Source organism: Paenibacillus pectinilyticus (genome assembly GCF_001700435.1).
Taxonomy (GTDB): domain Bacteria; phylum Bacillota; class Bacilli; order Paenibacillales; family NBRC-103111; genus Paenibacillus_E; species Paenibacillus_E pectinilyticus.
The window spans coordinates 772,174-791,973 of sequence record NZ_LYPC01000027.1 but is presented as its reverse complement, the minus strand read 5'-3'; the positions used below and the strand labels follow the sequence as shown (position 1 = coordinate 791,973).

Genomic DNA, 19,800 nt, shown 5'->3' with positions numbered 1-19,800 from the left:
GTCATTACAATACGAGGTCAGACGATAATCATCGGCTGACCTTGTATTATTTTCAAGCAATTGTGAAGGTCTTATTTCATTTCGGGCAAAAACCCTTTGGAACTCCCCTCATTCTCTTTCATACCAGTACACCGGCACCCCTCGAACAAACCTCATTCAAGTTTCCATGTAGAAGTAATCACCCCAGATGTCATGAAAAAAAAAGATGACCCCTGTGTAAAAACAGGAATCATCTACTGTTCGCTTACCAGTTAAACTAAGTTTCCGAAATGTTCTTATACGATTTCAAGACCTGCACTTGCATAGCCAACAACTGTGTTGAGGAGACTCAAGCCAGCGGCTGTACAAGAGAAAACCATGAGAAGTCGTGTTTGGGCAGTAACTGGAATTGAAAGTCCAGTCGTAAGACCATTTGAGACGGCTCCGATCGCGACAACACCAGTAAGGCTTGGCGCGAGTGTGACTATTGCTCCTGGTACTGGTGTGAATAAGTTATCTGGTGTGGTTGACTCATATAGTTGTGCTGTTACAGTTACGGTAGAGCCAACAAGTGAAAGGGCAGCTGTTATACTCAAATAAGCAGCCATCGAGGAAATAACACCAGCACGCGGCACAGAGAAGGCCATGTTGGTCAAAGCCACGGCATCAATGGTACCGCCAATTAATGAGACGCCTGCAGTACTACTACCAAATGCAACCACACTTGTCGTTCCAACTAATCCACCTGCAATCGTCGTTAACGTAACTGGTAATCCCGATGAAAATGGAATAATAGCTCCTGTTCCATTTGCGCCTGTTACACCTGTAGCTCCTGTTGCTCCAGTTAGACCTGTTGCTCCTGTTGCACCAGTTAAACCTGTTGCTCCTGTTGCTCCTGTCGGACCTGTTACACCGGTTGCTCCTGTTCCACCAGTTAAACCTGTTGCTCCTGTAGGACCTGTTGCGCCTGTCGCTCCTGTAGGGCCTGTAACTCCTGTTGCGCCAGTTACTCCGGTTGCTCCTGTAGGACCTGTTGCTCCTGTTAAACCTGTTGCTCCTGTCGGACCTGTTACTCCGGTTGCTCCTGTTGCACCAGTTAAACCTGTTGCTCCTGTAGGACCTGTTACACCGGTTGCTCCTGTCGGACCTGTTACTCCGGTTGCTCCTGTTGCACCAGTTAAACCTGTTGCTCCTGTCGGGCCTGTCCCTCCTGTTGCACCAGTTAATCCAGTTGCTCCTGTAGGACCTGTTGCACCTGTCGCTCCTGCTAAACCTGGATCACCAGTTGCCCCTGTAGCTCCTGTAGGACCTGTCCCTCCTGTTGCACCAGTTAATCCAGTTGCTCCTGTCGGACCTGTTGCACCTGTAGCTCCTGCTAAACCTGGATCACCAGTTGCCCCTGTTGCTCCTGTCGGGCCTGTCCCTCCTGTTGCACCAGTTACTCCAGTTGCTCCTGTAGGACCTGTTGCGCCTGTCGCTCCTGCTAAACCTGGATCACCAGTTGCCCCTGTTGCTCCTGTCGGGCCTGTCACTCCTGTTGCACCAGTTACTCCATTTGCTCCTGTTGGACCTGTTGCGCCTGTCGCTCCTGTAGGACCAGTTGCACCTGTGTCCCCTGTTGCTCCCCCAGTAGGTCCCGTTGCTCCAGTTACTCCTGTTGCCCCTGTTAATCCGGTTGGACCTGTTACACCAGTAGCTCCTGTTGGACCTGTAACCCCTGTCGCACCTGTCACTCCTGTTGCACCTGTTGCACCTGTCACCCCTGTCGCACCTGTCACTCCAGTCGCACCTGTCACTCCTGTTACTCCAGTCGCACCTGTCACTCCAGTCGCACCTGTTGCACCTGTTGCACCTGTCACTCCAGTCGCACCTGTCACTCCTGTTACTCCAGTCGCACCTGTCACTCCAGTCGCACCTGTTGCACCTGTTGCACCTGTCACTCCAGTCGCACCTGTCACTCCTGTTACTCCAGTCGCACCTGTCACTCCAGTCGCACCTGTTGCACCTGTTGCACCTGTCACTCCAGTCGCACCTGTCACTCCTGTTACTCCAGTCGCACCTGTCACTCCAGTCGCACCTGTTGCACCTGTTGCACCTGTCACTCCAGTCGCACCTGTCACTCCTGTTACTCCAGTCGCACCTGTCACTCCAGTCGCACCTGTTGCACCTGTTGCACCTGTCACTCCAGTCGCACCTGTCACTCCTGTTACTCCAGTCGCACCTGTCACTCCAGTCGCACCTGTTGCACCTGTTGCACCTGTCACTCCAGTCGCACCTGTCACTCCTGTTACTCCAGTCGCACCTGTCACTCCAGTCGCACCTGTTGCACCTGTTGCACCTGTCACTCCAGTCGCACCTGTCACTCCTGTTACTCCAGTCGCACCTGTCACTCCAGTCGCACCTGTTGCACCTGTTGCACCTGTCACTCCAGTCGCACCTGTCACTCCTGTTACTCCAGTCGCACCTGTCACTCCAGTCGCACCTGTTGCACCTGTTGCACCTGTCACTCCAGTCGCACCTGTTGCACCTGTTGCACCTGTCACTCCAGTCGCACCTGTCACTCCAGTCGCACCTGTTACTCCTGTTGCCCCTGTCGCTCCTGTTGCCCCTGTCGCTCCTGTTGCCCCTGTTGCTCCTGTTGCTCCTGTTGCTCCTGTTGCTCCTGTTGCTCCTGTTGCTCCTGTTGCTCCACCACTACCGCCAAATTCCAGCTCTAGTTCAGCGCCGTTGTTCATTTTAACCTTGAATTCTTTTACAAAAACCCAGTTAATACTGTCGAGCCACTCATTCATCATTTCTTCTCTTTCAGCTTCATTTTGATCTTCATCAAACGATAACTTTTCCTTCTGACCATTGAAGTACTCGATCTTGAGCTTCTCGATATCTTCGATATCAAGTTGATCCAGCAATTTTTCGACTTTAGATCGTTTTGACAATGTCGTTTCCTCCTTGAAAATAGTATTTTGTGATCTATATAATATAAGCAGAAAGTCTCGCTGAAGCTTGTACAGTTACCCTAGTAGAAACGTATATTTTTAGTAGATTGCTAGACTAAACTGACTATTAGATGAACATATGGCGCTAAAACCACGCAAAAAAATCTGCGAAGCTATTGAAATAGCAAAAAAGCCGTCAATTTCTTGACGACTTTACTCAATCTACTCCACTTTATATGATTCAATGGCTGTTAGACGAAACATTAAGCTTTGGTAATCTCCTTTGAGAGCTGGCAGCACATAACCAACTCGCTGGAGATAATCACCGCCATAACTGTCACCCGGTCCGGCTAATGGTTCCCCAGCTATTAATCGATAATCGATTTGTTCATTTAATCCTTTAAGACGCAGCCTCTTTATTGGACCCGCAATAGCGGCCTGAACCTGAAAGTAGAAAACTACGGCTTCTTGACGATCCTCCGTTACAAACATCCATGCCGCTTCTTCTGCCTCAAAAGGGTTTAACAATCGATAGAAATCACCAAATTGCACGATGCGCCTGATTTGTTTATAGCAGGCAACTTGTTCGCCAATAGCAAATTTCTCCTCTTCCGACAGCTTCGTTAAATCGAGCTGATAGCCAAATGAACCTGACATGGCCACATAGCCGCGGGTTTGCAGTGGAGTCGTCCGACCAATTTGATGGTTGGGCACAACGGATACATTCGCCCCCATTGTTACGGGGGGATAGACTAGGCTTGTGCCGTACTGAATTTGAAGCCGGCTAATGGCGTCCGAATTATCGCTTGCCCAGGTTTGCGGCATGTAATAAAGCATGCCTGGATCGAATCGTCCGCCGCCACCCGCACAACTTTCGAATAAAATATGAGGAAACTTGGAAGTGATGCGTTCGAGTGTCTGATACAAACCGAGCATGTACCGATGCGCGGTCTCTCTCTGTCGATCCTTCGGCAGCAGCTGCGAGCCAATCTCTGTGAAATTACGATTGAGATCCCACTTCACATAAGCGATCGGTGCGCTTTCAAGTACCTTACATACGGCATCTACAACGTATTCGACTACGTCGCTACGAGACATATCAAGCACCAGTTGACTCCGGCTTTCTGTACGCCGCCGCTCCGGTACATGCAAGCACCAGTCAGGGTGTTTGCGGTATAGGTCACTATCCGGTGATACCATCTCTGGTTCGAACCAAAGTCCAAACAGCATGCCTTGCCTCGCAATGCGATCAGCAAGATCTTGCAAACCATCCGGTAATTTGCTCTGATCAACAACCCAATCACCCAGTGAAGAATGATCATCGTTGCGTTTGCCGAACCAGCCATCATCTAAAACGAATAGCTCCATGCCAAGCTTTGAGCCTTCTTGGGCGATCTGCTCCAACTTCGCAGCATCGAAATCGAAATAGGTAGCCTCCCAGTTGTTAATCAGAATTGGCCGCTCTAGGTGGCGATAAGTGCCACGGCATAGTCTGTCACGGTAGAGGCGATGATAGATACGAGACATGCCACCCAGCCCCTGATCAGAAAAAACAAGCACCGCCTCTGGCGATTGGAACATCTCTCCTGGCATAAGCAGCCAGCTAAAATCAAAAGGATTAATCCCCATCTGTACCCGTGTAGTAAAGAACTGATCCACTTCCGCGTGGGCTAGAAAGCTGCCACTGTATACAAGATTAAACCCGTATACCTCTCCTTGATCCTCTCCCGCTCCCTTGGACAAAAGGGCAACAAACGGGTTCTGCTGATGCCCACTCACGCCGCGCCTGCTCTCTACCGTATGTCCGCCTGGCGTGAGTGACCTCCGGTAAATGGCCCTTTCACGAAGATGCGCGCCAGATAAATGCAGAAAGTCGAATTCCGCATGTGGCAAATCAACGCTCATCGTCAGCACCCGCTGGAGTCTTAGCGGCTCATTGCCATTATGAACAAAACGAACCGAGCGCGTGATCGCATCATAGGTTGGAAATACACTGTAAGTAAGGAACACGGACAATCCAATCAGTGCATCGTAAAGCTCAATCTCCAGCGTCTGTGCTTCCTCATCCGATTCCACATAGGTCGCCGGCAAGCCCGCTAAAGTAGGCTTGCCACTTGTAATTCGATGTGAACGATACGTCAAATCGGTTACCGAAGTACCATTCTCAAGCAGCACTTCAAACATTGGCGGTCGGAAATCACCCGCGCCGTAAGCCGGAAATTCCTGTGGAAGCGTATCTGGTGAATACGCCGGCTCAGCCGGGTCGGGTCGAGGGGAGACCGTGCTTCTGGCGCGAAGAGCCAAATTTCGGTGAAGGTGGTCTGAACGCACACTTTTGCCCCAGTATAGGTGAGCAAGCAATCCCCATTTCGTAACTTGAAAAGCATAACTGGTCTGTGCGGTTTGGAGATGGAACAACTGATGGGTTTCATCGTACAGAATTGGCATACTGACACCTCATAATGATTTATCCACCCTAACCTATTTGGCCAAAACGACGTACACGCAGATCGGCTTGCTCTTTATGGCCCATGAAATTCTCTATTTCACAAAGCCGTGAAACATAGGCTCCGACCAACGAACTTGCCTCCTGTGTACAGCGCTGATATGTGCAAGTTTTCAAAAATTTACCCACCCAGAGACCGCCCGTATACCTAGCAGCACCTTTGGTCGGAAGTGTATGGTTCGTGCCGATGGCTTTATCCCCATAAGCGACATTGGTTTCGGGACCGAGAAATAACGCACCGTAGTTGGTCATATTTTCCAAGAAGTAATTCGGATCTTCCGTCAGTACCTCTACATGCTCGTAAGCAAGTTTATCCGCCTCGATAATCGCTTCATCTATACTATCTACAACCAGAACGGTGCCGTAATCCCGCCATGCCACACCCGCGATATCGGCAGTCGGCAGCACTTGAAGCTGCTTCTCAATTTCTAGCAATGTTTCTCTGGCCAACTTCTCCGATGTTGTGATCAAAGCTGCAGGTGACGTAGGTCCATGTTCCGCCTGACCCAGCAAATCAACAGCCACCATCTCCGCATCAGCCGTGTGGTCGGCAATCACCAACACTTCGGTCGGACCGGCGATCAGGTCGATCCCTACTTTTCCGAACAGCTGACGTTTAGCTTCAGCAACGTAGGCATTCCCTGGCCCGACGAGCATATCGACGGAAGCGATCGTTTCCGTCCCGAGCGCCATAGCGGCCATAGCCTGAATACCCCCGAGCAGATAAATTTCATCTGCACCCGCGAAGGCCATCGCACAAATCGTTGCGGCAGGTATCTCCCCTTTGATCGGCGGCGTGCAAGCGATCACTCTTGGAACACCGGCAACCTTGGCCGTTAAGATACTCATATGTGCGGAGGCAACCATGGGATAACGACCGCCGGGGATATAACAGCCAACACTGCTGACAGGAATATGCTTATGTCCAAGAATGACGCCTGGCAAAGTCTCGACCTCCAGGTCCTGGATGGTCTCCAACTGTTTTTCCGCAAAATTGCGAATTTGCCGCTGCGCGAAACGAATGTCCTCTTTTACAGCATCAGGCACGCGAGCTATAATTTCTTGAATCTCTTCCTGGCTTAATAGGAAGCTCGCAGGTGACCATTGGTCAAATTTTTCGGATATACGGCGAACCGCTGCATCCTTATTCGTGGCGATTTCTCGGATCACTTCCTTGACCGTATGGTATACCGATTCCTCATTAGACACATTTGCTGCTAACTGAGCATTCCCTTGTTTTAGATAGGTAATCATGCGTAGCTCCTCATCTAATCATAGTTTTTTTCAACATAACCCTCATTTAACTTCCCACATAGAAGGAGTTATCACTTGGTCAGGCACTTTTGAAAACGCTTTCCCTAGCAAATCTAAGGTCTTTTCACTTATGGCGGGCGTTTGCAGTAACGCTATATTCGCTTCGACCTGTTCCGGTGTTTCAGCCCCAAACACAATGCTGGCGATCCCTGGCATGTGGTGGATATAGGAAAATGCCAATTCAGGCACCGACATGCCTTCTTGCTCGGCGTATGTGTGCAGCAGGGTCAGCCATGGCGCTGCTTGTTCCAACCGTTCACTCAATTGAGACGGTGAAAGAAAGAACAGTCCTTGCAGATATATGCTTCTTGCAAATAACAGCTTTTTTGCCGCCTGCAGTTGATGGAATGTCCCATTTGCAAACATCCGACGATCCATCACATTAATTGGTAGCTGGACGATTTCATAGAAGTCATTCTGCAGCTCCTGCCAATTGTCTGCGAAATCACGTGCTTCGAATGAGAGAAGTGACGCTCCCACTTTGCCGATATGGCCTCGTTTCACTTGCTTCTGCAGTAATTCGGTAATTTTACCCCCGAATTGGCCGAGTACATTCGGGCGATGCAGCAGCATTGCCGGGACACAATCGGTCTGCAAGCGTTCCATCGAATTGCTGATTGTAGCTTCAATCTGAGTTTCCAAATCTGTGAGTGTCGTCGTGGTATCCACGTGCAAAATAAGCTTCGAAATGATCGTAGCTGAGCGGGACTGCTGTCTGAAATAATTGCCAAGCACCTGTTCCGAGTTTCCATAAGCACTTGCCGTGTCTAGACAGGTAATGCCCCCATCTATAGCCGCATTTAGAATACGTCCTGCCATTTCTTCATTCGGCTGCCCTTGTTGATTCGCAATCCCATAGGACATACCCAGCTGCACAGTCCCCAGCGTCAAAGGTGAGATCCTGGATGTCCACAGTTGGTTCTCGGTTACAATAAGTCCTCATCTCGCTTTCTTTATGGCGTCATAACACGAAAGCTTATTCCCTCTTGCGAATACGTTTGGCATAGGCAGGACGGCCAAAAGACGCCGTAGGCACCTCGCCTTGCGGATGATATTGATATTCGTCTTTTCCACGCATCATATAGAGCTGATAGTTTGGGTACACATTCGGATCCCACTTCACCATCGTTTTGGAGTAGCGGATGACAAAGCCAATTCGCCAGCGATCGGAACTGTTCACTCCCGAACCATGGATGAGTGAATCGACATGCATGGATATTCCACCTGCAGGAATCACCATAGATACCGCATCTTTTTCGCTGAACGTTCCCTGCTCCAGCTCAAACGATAGAATAGCATCATCCCCAGCAATCTTATGTTGAATAATGCCCGCTTTATGTGTACCAGGTATCACCTTCATAGCTCCATTAGCTTCATCCACATCGGTAAAAGCCAGCCACACGGTGACCGTATTATTCAGCGCAGTCGACCAATAATACGAATCTTGATGCCAGGGAACCGTTTTGTCCGAATGCGGCGATTTGGTAATAAATTCACTAGCCGCCAAATAAAAATCTTCACCCAATACACCTTCGACATAGGTAAGGATTTGCGGGTGCGCGCAAATGTCATACAGCCAACGGCTCGTTTTATGCCATCCCATGATGTCTGAAGGGTTCTCATCATCCTGCAATAACGAGACAATTTGCGCATAGCCTTCTTGTAACTGCTTCATTTCTTCTCCGACAAAAATCACAGGAAGACCCAGTAGATAGCCTTGATCCTCGTAAAATTGCTGCTGCTCTGCGGTTAGTTTGTTCAGCTCCATCACGCAAACTCCTTTATTCATCGTTTTGAACACATTCGAATGACTAGGCGATTCCTGGCGAAGGCTCGCGCACCTTTTCGGATGTCCCACCATTGGCATACGACTGATTCAACGCTTCTGCCACATAAAGCGGGTAAATGCCGTCTTCCAAGCTGCACATAGGCTCGGCCCCGGAATGGAGAATATCGACAAGATGATTAATCGCATTCTCCATGTTACTGGATTTACCGAGAACACCTCTCTCACTATGTTCGAGCACGAGGCTTTTCATGCTAGCTTGCAGTGGATGCGGTTCGGTCATATAGGAACGGATCTCATCCCCACCCTGCACCATTTCGATCACGCCACCATCAAAATACAACACGATTTCAAACAGATTATAATTTCGGTCGTCGAATGCCTCTGCGTATCCTGAAATGCTGCCGTTTGCTGCTGTAAACAAGAAGGAATACGTCCAATCCTCCACGAGATCTAGATTCGTGGGAACACGTTCAACCACTTTGACTTGCTCGATAGACCCCGCCATATAACGAACCATATCAAACAGATGTGATCCCGTATTGTAAATACCACGGCTGTAACGCAAGTGAATCTTCTTCAGCTTCCCGTACGTCTCGTTTCTAACCGCCGACCGAACCTGCATCGCGCCTTCGCTCCATCTCCTGGACAAGTTGACGACGACCGTTCGCTCGGGATACTGCTGAAGCAGGGATACGATACGCTCCGCTTCACCAATGCTGGTCGCGACGGGCTTTTCCAGAAAGATGAGCCGTGCGCTAGACTGTTCCAGCACAGATCGAAGCAACTCATAACGGACAGTTGGCGGTGTACAAATACTAATCATATCCAACTCATGGTTCCTTAGCATGGAGGGCAAGGCCCCATCCGGATAATACTTTGTCTCCGGTGCGATCATCGCCAGAAGATCCGCCTGCTCCTGTCGCCTGCCGACACCTGCCGCCAACTCCACCTGCGGATGCAATTGGTACGCCATAACATGGCTGCTAGCTCTTCCTTTAAAGGGAATATCGAAGGTTAAGCCGATCTTGCCAAGTCCTATTACAGCAGCACGATACATCGAGAGGCCCCTCTTTCTTCATCAAGTTCAGATGCAGATCAACCCTTCAAAGCGCCTCCGGTAATGCCTTCCGTAAAATATTTCTGGAAATATAGAAAGATGAGCAGCACGGGAAGTGTGGCGAACATCGCCCCAGCCATGGCAACGCCATAGTTCGTTTCCAGTTCCGATATTTTTTGGGCAACTTTGATACCAACCGGCAACGTGAACATCTTTTCACCGTTCAGCACGATCACTTGCCAGACATAGTCATTCCAGGTATTGACGAAGGTGAAGATGGCTAACACGCCAATCCCAGGTTTAGCCAGCGGCAGCATAATGCGCCTGAAGGTTTGCCACTCACTGCAGCCATCCATTTTCGCTGCTTCAATCAATTCACTTGGAAGCGATGACATGAACTGCTTCAATAAGAAAACCCCGAACGGCCAGCCTACAACTGGGAGCAGTACGCCCCATTTTGTATTAATGAGACCTAAATCATTTAGAAGCTGAAACAGCGGGATGAACAGCACGGTATGTGGGATTGTCATGGCGGCAACCATCACGGTGAACAGCCATTTGGAACCATTGAATGGAATTTTCGCTAATGCATAGGCGGACAACGAGCTAACCGCGATGACGAGGACGGTGGCAACCAAGGAGATAAACATGCTGTTATAGAACCAAGTGAATATCGGATTACTCGTTACCAAAGACGTATAATTATGAAATGTCGGGTGAACCGGTACCCATTCTGGCGGGATTTGCAACGCAACCTTGAGGTTCTTTAGCGATCCGCTAACCATCCAATAGAAGGGCCAGAGAAAGAACAAGGTTAATATCCACAGGAAGAGATGTCCTCCCCAGAGCGGTGACTTTTTATTCGGCATCCTCGTTCCCCCCTCCCTTAATATTCAATATCCGATTTGAGAAATTTGAACTGAACATAAGCGATCAGACTGATGATGACACATAAGACTAGCCCCATCGCATTTGCGACGCCAAAGTTCATATTCACGAACGCCTGCTGATAAATGAGCATCATGATCGTCGTTGTCCGGTAAGCCGGCCCGCCACCTGTCATGATGAGAATAATGGCAAACACTTGAAAGGCACCGATTGTGCCCGTCACAACGACATAGAGTAACGTTGGCTTTAACATGGGAAGCGTGATCCGATAGAACATTTTTCCAGGTTTTGCTCCGTCCAGTGAGGCAGATTCGTAGAAATCCTTCGGGATCCCTCCAAGCGCCGCTGAAAATACAACAACTGCTGAACCAACGGAAATGGTTAAGACAATTAAGGATAAGGCAAGTGTGGCCGAATTCACCCCCAGCCAATTGACCGATTGGAGACCCAATTTCTCAAGGACGTAATTACCCAACCCAAATTGGCCGTTATAAATGTATTGCCAAACTAAGGTCAAAGAGACTATCGACGTCACACCTGGAATATAGAAGGCAGCTTTGAAAAACGATTGCATCTTCTTGGGATACGTATGAATGGTAACCGCAATCATTAAGGCAATAACAGTGATGGATGGCACCAAATATAAGACAAACTCCAATGTGTTGCGAATCGACTTCCAGAACAATGCGTCCGAAAAAATGGTGCGATAATTGTCCAATCCCGACCAATAGTAATGGGTATAATCAAACCCATAAAAGCTGCTCTTGATTGCTTTGAGAATGGGGTACACAACAAAAAGCAGGAAAAACAACAGCATAGGAAGGACGAAAAGCCAGCCACTGATTTCTCTGCGCATACGGATGCTGCTGATCTTACCCTGTTTCATTGGTTTCTCCCTTCCTTCTACCACTAGGTCTATATGAAATTGCGGCAGGAGACTACGGCCATCCTGCCGCCTAGTGACGACTACTTATTGTATTTGGTTATAGTGTCATTAAACTTTTTCGAAATGGTATCAATCGTTTGTTTTGGCGTGGACATACCGATAAACAATTTCTGAATTTCTGGGAACATGGCCGCTCTCATTTCCGGATAGCCCTTAATACCCCAGCCTGGATCAATAACTGGCCATTCCTTTGTTTTCGTCGCGAGTTTAGCTAAGAACTGTAATTCAGGGTCACTTTCCGTCCATGCAGGTGCTTTGCCAAGCGGATCGAACGATTTCATCGCCGTTTGGAAAATGACATTATCTTTCATCGTCCAGTAAAGGAATTTCTTCGCCCATTCTTCTTTAACCGCATCCGAGTTCTTGAATACAACACCGAACCCGACTTCCGATTTTAACGCCGCTTGACCAGGTGTCGTCGATGGGAAGTTGACATACATGTACTCATTCGGTCCACTCACACTTCCGTCTTTCAAGCCGTTCTTAATGATATCGGAGTGAGCCGCAGAGGCAACAACCATGCCATTCTTGCGCTGTTTCCAATAATCAAGCGCGTTCGTAGATGTCAACGTTTCAGGATGCGGTGTGACTAAGCCTTCATCGACGAGCGATTTGAAGAAGGCTAACGCTTTTTCCGTTTCCGGGCTGTCGCCTGCCGTATATTTCGTGTAATCGGCGTTGAACAGTTTGGCCCCATAGCCCGAAATGATATTGTTATAAATTTGATCCCCTTGTTCGTTCAATGCGAAAAGCGTCAGTCCATATACGCCTTTATCTTTATTAGCCACAGCCTTCAAAGCTGCTTTGAATTGGTCTGGCGTCCATGTGCGGAATTCATCTTGCGGCAGCAGGTTTTCAGCTCCAGCCTCTTTCCACAAGGACTTGTTGAGAATCAAGCCGAGCTGCGTTGAATAATAGGGCAGCGTCACAACCGTGCCGCCTACCGATACCATTTTCATCATATCCGCACTCTTCTTAACTTGAGCTAAATCGGCTGGCGGAATGATATCCTCGAGGGAAGCCAGTGCCCCCATTTGCCCATAAGCCAATGTGCGTCCTGGGTAATCCAGAAACACGTTAGGTGCCGACTTGGAAGCGATAGCTGTTGTCACCTTTTCATTAATGCCATCGAACGGAATGAGTTCAAGGTTTACTTTGACATTCGGATGGAGTTTGTTCCATTCAGGCAGCAAATCTTCTTTAAACCAGTCACCGGCCTTTTGACCTGGTTTGTACGTGCCGTTCGGAGCCGCCCATACCGTCAGTTCGATTTTAGGATCTTCTTTCGAAGCTTGTGTAGCAGTAGCCGTGCTTGTACTGGTGGTCGGAGCAGCGCTAGTCGTCGGCTTGCTGGAAGCGCTGGAACCATCATTGGAACTGCATCCTAGTGTAGTCCCCACCAAAAGCGATACGCTTGCTGCAACAAACAGTGATTTAAACTTCATGTTATGAATCATACGCGTCTTCCTCCCTTTTCTTTTTATCAACTGCATCCTCGCTAAACCACTTGCATCCCCTTGTGTTAAGAAATTGTAAGTATGGCCTACCCACAAATTAGCATGCGACAACGACGTCTGAGTAGGTGAAATTAGTTAGAAAGACGTGGAATTCGTTAGTCTTACACACGAATATAAAGAAAATGACCTATATCTATAAAAAACCAAGTTCTATTTTCAGCCAATCTGGCCTAAAAGTTGCTTGCGATACTGCGAAGGAGACAACCCTGTATTCTCCTTGAACCAAATACTGAAATAATGCGGATCTGTAAAGCCGACCTGGATCGCTACTGTTTTGATTTTGTTGCCTGGCTCCATTAACATGCGTTTGGCGTGCTCCATGCGCACTTGGCCCACATAGTCTGTAAAACCGACGCCAACTTCTTTCTTGAACAATTGGCTGAAATAATTCGCATTCAATCCGATCTGCTCGACGACAGAGTCGATGCCAAGTCCGACATCACTGTATTGCTCATGAATGATCTGCAAAGATTTGATAATATTCCTGCTTTGCTTCTTCTCTTGCTGCTCATTCATGCCTAAATGCTCTCTGAGCAGCGCGATAAACTGCCGTCCATTCTTCTCTAAAGGCTGAGATAGCAGCTTCTCTTGTACATCGCCGAACCAATTTTTGTTCAGTACCGCCGACTGACCTGATTTAATCAACAGCTTATACAGGTGATTGTAGAGCGCTGCCATTAAGGCATAGAGGACATGTGGAACGAGATGACTGGCTCTAGCATAAACAATCAGCTCTTCCATGACGGCCGCACAGTTGTCGATATCACGTTCCTCCATATAATAGAGGAGCTTATTTTCAAACGCTTCTGGATATTGCGATTTCCATGAATCACCAACGAAGTAGATGCTGGTCTGCTCATCCATTTGTTCCCCTACCAAGTAATTCAGCAATGTCTTGGCCTCTTCGAAGGAAGTCTTGATTAAGTTAAAATGTTCATATTCGTTTCCGACAAAAGCATAAATCTGTACATCAAGCCGCTCTTTCAGCACAGCAATCAGCAACTTAATTTTATCTAAAGCCTTTTCATATGCGCCATTGAAAATCAAACAATACTGCTCATCGGATAAGGAAATGCTGATCATTTCTTGCCCGTCTTCTAATTCATGAATAATTGATTCCAGCCGATCTAAGTCCTCTTTCTCATACCGGTCATGCAAATGCAGAAGCACGACCCGAAAAGAGGCGGAATTAAGGTGAAACCCCAGTCTTTCTTCGAATCGCTGCGCTTCAGGTTCCGTCATACTTCCTTCCAGCATGGAGCGGACCAGCTTCTCCCGCATGAGCGGCTCACCTTCACGGACTTTATCGATCATATGATTGAATGCCCGCCCAAGATCCCCAAGCTCATCCTTATATAAAGGTTGAAATTTCAAAGTCAGATTGCCCTGCTCGACATTTCGAAGCATTCGAATCATTTTCCGCAGCGGCATGGAAATACTCCTTGAGATAAAAACCGATACAATCACCATCAGCGCGAGGGATCCCCCGAGAAACGCCACCCATAAATTGTTAATATTCTTAAGATCCTTGAGCAGCAAGCTCTGAGGAATCGTATGAACAAACGTCCAATTGGTCAAAACGTGCTTCGAATACGCCACGACATAGTTGTCAGGCTCTTGCGTATAATGCCCTTTGGTTCCAGTTAGCTGAGAAATATCAATAGGAGGAATGCTTTCTCTGCCCCCTGCGGAAAAGATAAAGCCATTTGAATCGACGATACTGTTCGTGCCTTCGTCTAGATTGGATGAAGCCAAGTAATTATCGAGAATCGTTGGAGAGATCGAAATGATGAGATAACCGAGGATTTGTAAATTATTTTTATCATAAATCGTTTTGAACATCACAATGGACGTTTGCTTATCACGCCACCGAATGAACGACCAGAGCGAGTTGCTGCTCTTATTGTTCGCCATTTTGTCATACCAGCCTTGGTTGATGAACTCATCACTGACCAAATAACTGGGGGTAAAATTCATTCCAACACCACTGTCATAGACATTTTTGTACTTATCCACCAGATAAATCGCTTCAATGCCATAAAATCGGTCGGATAACTGTCTTAATTGATCATAAATATAATTGTAAGCCTGAATGCGAGGGAGGCCGTTCAAACTCTCCGCATTGCCGCTTAAGGGGTCTTGAATATTGTCATTGTAAACCAGCAATTGTGACGACTTCTCAATACTTTGGAAGTAACTGTCCATGCTGCCTGTAAAATACTCAATTTTTTGCAGCATCGCATTGCCTTCCCGGTCTGTCATGAATCGTTTGATATACGTCGAAGACAATAACGCAAAGATGCTAAGCGCGATGAGAGTGACAAGAGAGAACGATAACCATAGCTTCTTCACCAATTTTAAATCGTGAAATATCCGGAAACCAGTTGAAGACCTTCCCATACGGTTTACACCACCCCATCTATATGTATCTTCTATTATACAAAATAAATGATAGGCTATAACATTCATTTTGCTAAAATTATGCACGCAGACAGGGTTCTTAGCTGGTATGCCAAAAACGGCACCCAACGTCGATGCCGTTTGTATTAGTGCTCTTACTTCGCTGTATATCCGCCGTCCACCGGAATGTTAGTGCCTGTTACATAGAGAGAGGCATCCGAAGCGAGAAACACGATCGGCCCCCAAATGTCGTTGGACTTGGCCATTCGTCCCAGCATCGTTCTCTCGTTGTAACGTTCCACGAATTCAGGCATGTTCTTCTCCGTTTGAAAGCCACCTGGAGATAGGCAATTGCACCTGACCTGGCGCGATCCATAGTAACTTGCGATAAACCGGGTGAAATTGATCATGCCGCCCTTGTGAAAGAAATAATCCGGGATAAAGCCGTTTAACGGTAATCCCTGATACAATGTGTGATCCGGTCCTACCATTCCTTGAATGGAGCCGATATTCACAATCGAGCCGGACTCACGCTCAGCCATCCAATCGCCAATCACCCGTGTAATTTCAAACAAGCCTGTTGCGTTAACAGCCATACTGCGGGCGAACCTTTCAAGCGGATCGTTGTAATGCGACATCGTACGGGCAACAGCATTGTTGATAAGCACATCGCATTTGCCTTCTCGATCTTCCAGCTTGTTACGAATAGCAGCGATTGAGTCTAGATCTTCCTGATCGAACTGGATCGCATGCACCGTGTGCCCCTCTTTCTCGAAGCTTTCCTCAATGTCGGCAAGGCGATCTTTATCACGCGACGTTACGTAAACATTCCCTCCTGCTTGCGCGCAGGCAATCGCAATTTGCGTCCCGTACAGCCCCGCTCCACCCGTAATTAACACCGTCTTACCAGTCAGCGAAAAGCTATTCATCACATTCGTATTCACATGGATTTCCTCCTGTCAGTTCGCTTGATTATGAACGTTACCAAGCCGTCCATCCTCCGTCTACCATGAGATTCGTACCCGTCATATAGCTGGAGGCGCTAGATGCAAGCAAGACGACCGCCCCTATCATCTCTTCGGGTTTCCCTACGCGGCCCAGCATGGTTTTGGCGTTTAGATTGGCAAGGAACGATTCATTTTGACCCGTAATCATGTTCGGAAAAGGCCCCGGCGAAACGCTGTTGCACCGAATCCCATACTTCGCTAAATGAGCTGCGCAGTATCGGGTCAGCTGGACGACGCCAGCCTTACCCGCGCCATAATTCGGCGGATTGTTTGCGCCACTTTCGCCATAAATCGAAGGATCCGGAGATACGACTCCGTACATCGATGCAAAATTGATAATCGATCCGCCGCCGCTTTCTCGCATGTACGGAATGGCTTCTCGTGTGCAGCGGAACGTCGTGCCTGACGCGCCATCCACACCTTTCTGCCAGACTTCGTCCGTCATGAATTCAAGCTCCGCCCCTTTGCCGTAGCCCGCTCCATAATTGGCACAATTGACCAAGACGTCGAGGCGGCCGCTGGCTTCATGATGATGCTGAAACATATTCTTGATAGAATCAGTATTGGCAACATCACACACGACGTTTCGCAATCGGCCTTCTTCAATCGCAGCATCCAATATCGGATTCGCGCGAAAGGTCAGATCCGCCAGTGTAACATCAGCACCAAAGGCTAATAGCGCCTCCGTCAAGACGGAGCCCAGATAGCCAGAGCCTCCCGTTATAATGACGCTTTTATTCTGTAAAGAGAACATCTCCGTGTACATATGTCGGCCTCCTTAGCTTTTGGTCGAACCGTAGACGGACTCGGTTCCCGCTCCGGAGCTTCGGTTTAGGCTCGACGCAATTCCGCTTAAATATTGCCCAAAGCCGACGACATCGGCTCCTACGCTAACAAAGTTATAGCCCATCGCCGTCAAATCAGCTAGATTGCTCGTACTGCCTACGGTCCCAGCATATTTCCCATGCTTCTGTGCCAGACGGGCCACACTTTGGCGCGTTTCCACAAGAAGCGGATGATCCCATTTGCCTGGAGCCCCGATTCCTTGGCTGAAATCCCCAGGACCGAAGAAAATCATATCCAGTCCAGGTAAAGCAATGATTTCCTCCAAATCAGCAAGCGGCTCAGGATCTTCGATCTGCAAGACATTGAAGCGCTGCTCATTCGCTTGCGCCATGTAAGCGTCCAGCTCCAAATTACAGAAGGCGCCATCGGCATTACCGCCATCAAGCGGACGACGACCGATCGGGTAAAACTTCGTTTGATGAATAATCTGCTTGGCATCCGCCAGGCTCATCACGTGAGGAATCATAATGCCGGTTGCATCCATCTCAAGCGGGCGAATCATATCACTGTAGCTCCCTCTAGCCACACGCACAAGTACATCCACATCATACGCTTTCGCTGCCCATATTTGCCGTTCTATGACCGCAAAATCATTCGGAACATGCTCCATGTCCGTCCATAGGCAGTCCACGCCAGAAATTCTGGCGGCCATTTCTGTAATGCGCGGATCGGCAAGATTCAACTTCAGTGCAATCGCTGTTTCCCCAGCGCGGAGCTTGCGCAAAACGCGACTAGGTCGCATATTAAAATTCGTAGACATCCATTCGTCCTCCTTAATGTGGTATGCAGGAAGTAGCTAGGTAATCTCGGTCAGCTGTCTATGATGTGTCTTACGATGTGAACCGCCACGTTAGTTTGCAGCGATATCCTCCAGCAATACGACTCTTCCGCCTTCTTCTCGGCTTCGAATGCCAGCAATCACCATGCGCATCAATTCTTCTGTTTCCTGAAAAGGGAAAGGACGCTCCCCCGTGCGAAGGTAGGAGTTAAATGCTTCAAGCTGTGCCTTGAAGGAATAGAAGGTATCTTGCGCTGTAACCGCAGCGCTAGCACTCGTGCCACACAGCTGCAGCATGCCATGCGATCCATACATATCATCGATCGCAATAACAGCGACATCGCCATGTGTCCGATGTTTGAATAGAACAATGTTTCGCTCTTTGGTGCCTGTGTTTTGCGCAGAGATAAAGCCTGGTCCGAGAATGGGGTAAATGGACTCCAGGGCATGAATGCCATACCTCTCCCAGCTTTTGCAAGTCGTGATACTTGTAAAGCGAAGCTGTCCTAACGAATGAATCGACGTGCGGTAGGGCATGAATTCTTTGCAATACCGCATGCAGCTGGAAGACATGATGCGAGCGCCATCTCGCACCCAACGCTGAAATTGCTTCAGATCTGGCTCATTGTCGACTAGTGGTTTATCGACAAAGATAGGCAGTCCCGCCTCGACAAAAGGCCGGCAGCGTTCCACATGCTCATGGCCTTTGTCTGTTGTGATCATCACGGCGTCTACATGCCCAATCACATCCTCCGGTTTGCTCACGATCGTTGGAATTTGTGAAGCCTTCGCCACATGACTGGCGTCAGCCGGGTTATCCGTCCAAATATGTGTGACGGACGCTCCAGGAATGTGCAGATTTTCAACCGGTTCTTTCGCTAAATAGCTTGGAATGGCAGGATACGGGCACTCGGCCATCGTTTCCTTGTCATAATTGTTGAACATGGCGCTCCAGGAGTAAGGATGCCCGTTCCCGTCCACCATACCTAGCACAGCTATGCGTAATGGTTGCATATCAATTCTCCTTTTTAATCCACACAGGGATATCCCAGTTTGCGAGAAATGCGATTTGCAGCTGCTTTCATACTTGCTGCCATTTCAGGAATGACCTCATCTGCAAATCGATGCATAGCCACTGACATACTAATGGCCCCTTCCACGTTCCCATACATGTTGTATATTGGAGCAGCCAAGCAGCGTGCGCCTTCTACAATCTCTTGATCATCTATTGCATAACCTTGCTCACGAACCCGCTTCAGCTCCACTAGAAACTGCGCATTTGTCACGATTGTATTTTTGGTCATTGCAGCAAGTCCGTGAAGAGCGATAAGTTCTTCCACCTTCACCTCGGGTAAAAAAGCGGTCATCGCTTTTCCCATAGCTGTCGCATGAAAAGGGGATCGAGAACCCACCGTATCCGTCATTCGAAGCGGTTGCGTGCTTTCCAGTATTTCGACGTACAGCACTTCTCCATCGATGAGAACACCCAAATTAATCGTGTCGCCATAGATCTCTGACAACTTTTTCATTTCATGAAGAGCTGCTGATCTTAGCGTATTGCGTTCCAGCATGCCTCGCGTCAGCATCAATTGTTTATAGCCAAGACAGTATTTACCGTTCTCATCGTCTCTGCTGATAAAGCCTCGGTTTTCCAACGTTAGCACGATTCGATAGGTCGATGATTTGGGCTGATCCAGCAAATCTGTTAGCTCCAATAAATTAAGCGACCCATGTTCGGCCAACAGTACTAGTAAATCCAACGCTTTGTCGATCGATTGAATGGTATAGCGTTCCTGTTTCTCTCCTGTTTCCTTGCTCATGATTGTATGTGATCTCC

The 19,800-nt window shown here is 48.4% G+C and carries 15 protein-coding genes; all 15 read right to left on the bottom strand.

The features are described from left to right. Window positions 1-275: 275 nt before the first annotated feature. Entirely contained in the window at window positions 276-2,714 is a 2,439-nt protein-coding gene (locus tag A8709_RS25120) for an exosporium glycoprotein BclB-related protein (protein WP_065857352.1), read from the bottom strand. A gap of 423 nt (window positions 2,715-3,137) precedes the next feature. Beyond that, window positions 3,138-5,363: an alpha-galactosidase gene (locus A8709_RS25115; RefSeq protein WP_065856296.1), complete on the bottom strand. Its 2,226-nt coding sequence runs from the start codon at window positions 5,361-5,363 to the stop codon at window positions 3,138-3,140. A 28-nt stretch (window positions 5,364-5,391) separates the two neighbouring features. Further along, complete coding sequence (hisD, locus tag A8709_RS25110) at window positions 5,392-6,675, bottom strand: histidinol dehydrogenase (RefSeq protein ID WP_065856295.1); 1,284 nt, start codon at window positions 6,673-6,675, stop codon at window positions 5,392-5,394. A gap of 42 nt (window positions 6,676-6,717) precedes the next feature. Further along, the gene (locus tag A8709_RS25105) at window positions 6,718-7,626 is read right to left on the bottom strand and encodes an aldo/keto reductase (protein ID WP_065856293.1); all 909 of its coding nucleotides are present in this window, start codon (window positions 7,624-7,626) and stop codon (window positions 6,718-6,720) included. 85 nt (window positions 7,627-7,711) lie between these two features. Then, window positions 7,712-8,503 (bottom strand): phytanoyl-CoA dioxygenase family protein, encoded by a 792-nt coding sequence (locus A8709_RS25100; RefSeq protein WP_065856291.1) that lies wholly within the window; start codon window positions 8,501-8,503, stop codon window positions 7,712-7,714. Window positions 8,504-8,546: 43 nt separating this feature from the next. After that, a complete protein-coding gene (locus A8709_RS25095; protein ID WP_065856289.1) occupies window positions 8,547-9,581 on the bottom strand; it encodes a Gfo/Idh/MocA family protein in 1,035 nt (344 codons plus the stop codon). 38 nt (window positions 9,582-9,619) lie between these two features. Then, a complete protein-coding gene (locus A8709_RS25090) occupies window positions 9,620-10,450 on the bottom strand; it encodes a carbohydrate ABC transporter permease (RefSeq protein ID WP_065856286.1) in 831 nt (276 codons plus the stop codon). Window positions 10,451-10,467: 17 nt separating this feature from the next. Next, a complete protein-coding gene (locus A8709_RS25085; RefSeq protein WP_065856285.1) occupies window positions 10,468-11,355 on the bottom strand; it encodes a carbohydrate ABC transporter permease in 888 nt (295 codons plus the stop codon). Window positions 11,356-11,435: 80 nt separating this feature from the next. Further along, entirely contained in the window at window positions 11,436-12,872 is a 1,437-nt protein-coding gene (locus A8709_RS25080) for an extracellular solute-binding protein (RefSeq protein ID WP_065856283.1), read from the bottom strand. 216 nt (window positions 12,873-13,088) lie between these two features. Beyond that, window positions 13,089-15,332: a helix-turn-helix domain-containing protein gene (locus A8709_RS25075; protein WP_065856281.1), complete on the bottom strand. Its 2,244-nt coding sequence runs from the start codon at window positions 15,330-15,332 to the stop codon at window positions 13,089-13,091. Window positions 15,333-15,487: 155 nt separating this feature from the next. Further along, window positions 15,488-16,276, bottom strand: a complete 789-nt coding sequence (locus A8709_RS25070) for an SDR family NAD(P)-dependent oxidoreductase (RefSeq protein ID WP_208607741.1) — start codon at window positions 16,274-16,276, stop codon at window positions 15,488-15,490. Window positions 16,277-16,313: 37 nt separating this feature from the next. Then, window positions 16,314-17,105, bottom strand: coding sequence for an SDR family oxidoreductase (locus tag A8709_RS25065; RefSeq protein ID WP_065856279.1), 792 nt, complete (start codon window positions 17,103-17,105; stop codon window positions 16,314-16,316). A 12-nt stretch (window positions 17,106-17,117) separates the two neighbouring features. Beyond that, entirely contained in the window at window positions 17,118-17,945 is an 828-nt protein-coding gene (locus A8709_RS25060) for an HpcH/HpaI aldolase family protein (protein ID WP_084225403.1), read from the bottom strand. A gap of 90 nt (window positions 17,946-18,035) precedes the next feature. Further along, window positions 18,036-18,977 carry a Gfo/Idh/MocA family oxidoreductase gene (locus A8709_RS25055; RefSeq protein WP_065856277.1) on the bottom strand — a complete coding sequence of 314 codons (942 nt, stop codon included), beginning with the start codon at window positions 18,975-18,977 and terminating at the stop codon, window positions 18,036-18,038. A 14-nt stretch (window positions 18,978-18,991) separates the two neighbouring features. Then, entirely contained in the window at window positions 18,992-19,783 is a 792-nt protein-coding gene (locus tag A8709_RS25050) for an IclR family transcriptional regulator (RefSeq protein WP_065856276.1), read from the bottom strand. Between the last annotated feature and the right edge of the window lie 17 nt (window positions 19,784-19,800).

What these genes read in the sequence shown, in the direction of transcription:
- A8709_RS25080 (WP_065856283.1), bottom strand. Translation starts at nt 12,872, where the DNA reads ATGATTCATAACATGAAGTTTAAATCACTGTTTGTTGCAGCAAGCGTA.
- A8709_RS25120 (WP_065857352.1), bottom strand. Translation starts at nt 2,714, where the DNA reads ATGAACAACGGCGCTGAACTAGAGCTGGAATTTGGCGGTAGTGGTGGA.
- A8709_RS25050 (WP_065856276.1), bottom strand. Translation starts at nt 19,783, where the DNA reads ATGAGCAAGGAAACAGGAGAGAAACAGGAACGCTATACCATTCAATCG.
- A8709_RS25090 (WP_065856286.1), bottom strand. Translation starts at nt 10,450, where the DNA reads ATGCCGAATAAAAAGTCACCGCTCTGGGGAGGACATCTCTTCCTGTGG.
- A8709_RS25065 (WP_065856279.1), bottom strand. Translation starts at nt 17,105, where the DNA reads ATGTACACGGAGATGTTCTCTTTACAGAATAAAAGCGTCATTATAACG.
- A8709_RS25060 (WP_084225403.1), bottom strand. Translation starts at nt 17,945, where the DNA reads ATGTCTACGAATTTTAATATGCGACCTAGTCGCGTTTTGCGCAAGCTC.
- A8709_RS25055 (WP_065856277.1), bottom strand. Translation starts at nt 18,977, where the DNA reads ATGCAACCATTACGCATAGCTGTGCTAGGTATGGTGGACGGGAACGGG.
- A8709_RS25075 (WP_065856281.1), bottom strand. Translation starts at nt 15,332, where the DNA reads ATGGGAAGGTCTTCAACTGGTTTCCGGATATTTCACGATTTAAAATTG.
- A8709_RS25100 (WP_065856291.1), bottom strand. Translation starts at nt 8,503, where the DNA reads ATGGAGCTGAACAAACTAACCGCAGAGCAGCAGCAATTTTACGAGGAT.
- A8709_RS25085 (WP_065856285.1), bottom strand. Translation starts at nt 11,355, where the DNA reads ATGAAACAGGGTAAGATCAGCAGCATCCGTATGCGCAGAGAAATCAGT.
- A8709_RS25115 (WP_065856296.1), bottom strand. Translation starts at nt 5,363, where the DNA reads ATGCCAATTCTGTACGATGAAACCCATCAGTTGTTCCATCTCCAAACC.
- A8709_RS25095 (WP_065856289.1), bottom strand. Translation starts at nt 9,581, where the DNA reads ATGTATCGTGCTGCTGTAATAGGACTTGGCAAGATCGGCTTAACCTTC.
- hisD (WP_065856295.1), bottom strand. Translation starts at nt 6,675, where the DNA reads ATGATTACCTATCTAAAACAAGGGAATGCTCAGTTAGCAGCAAATGTG.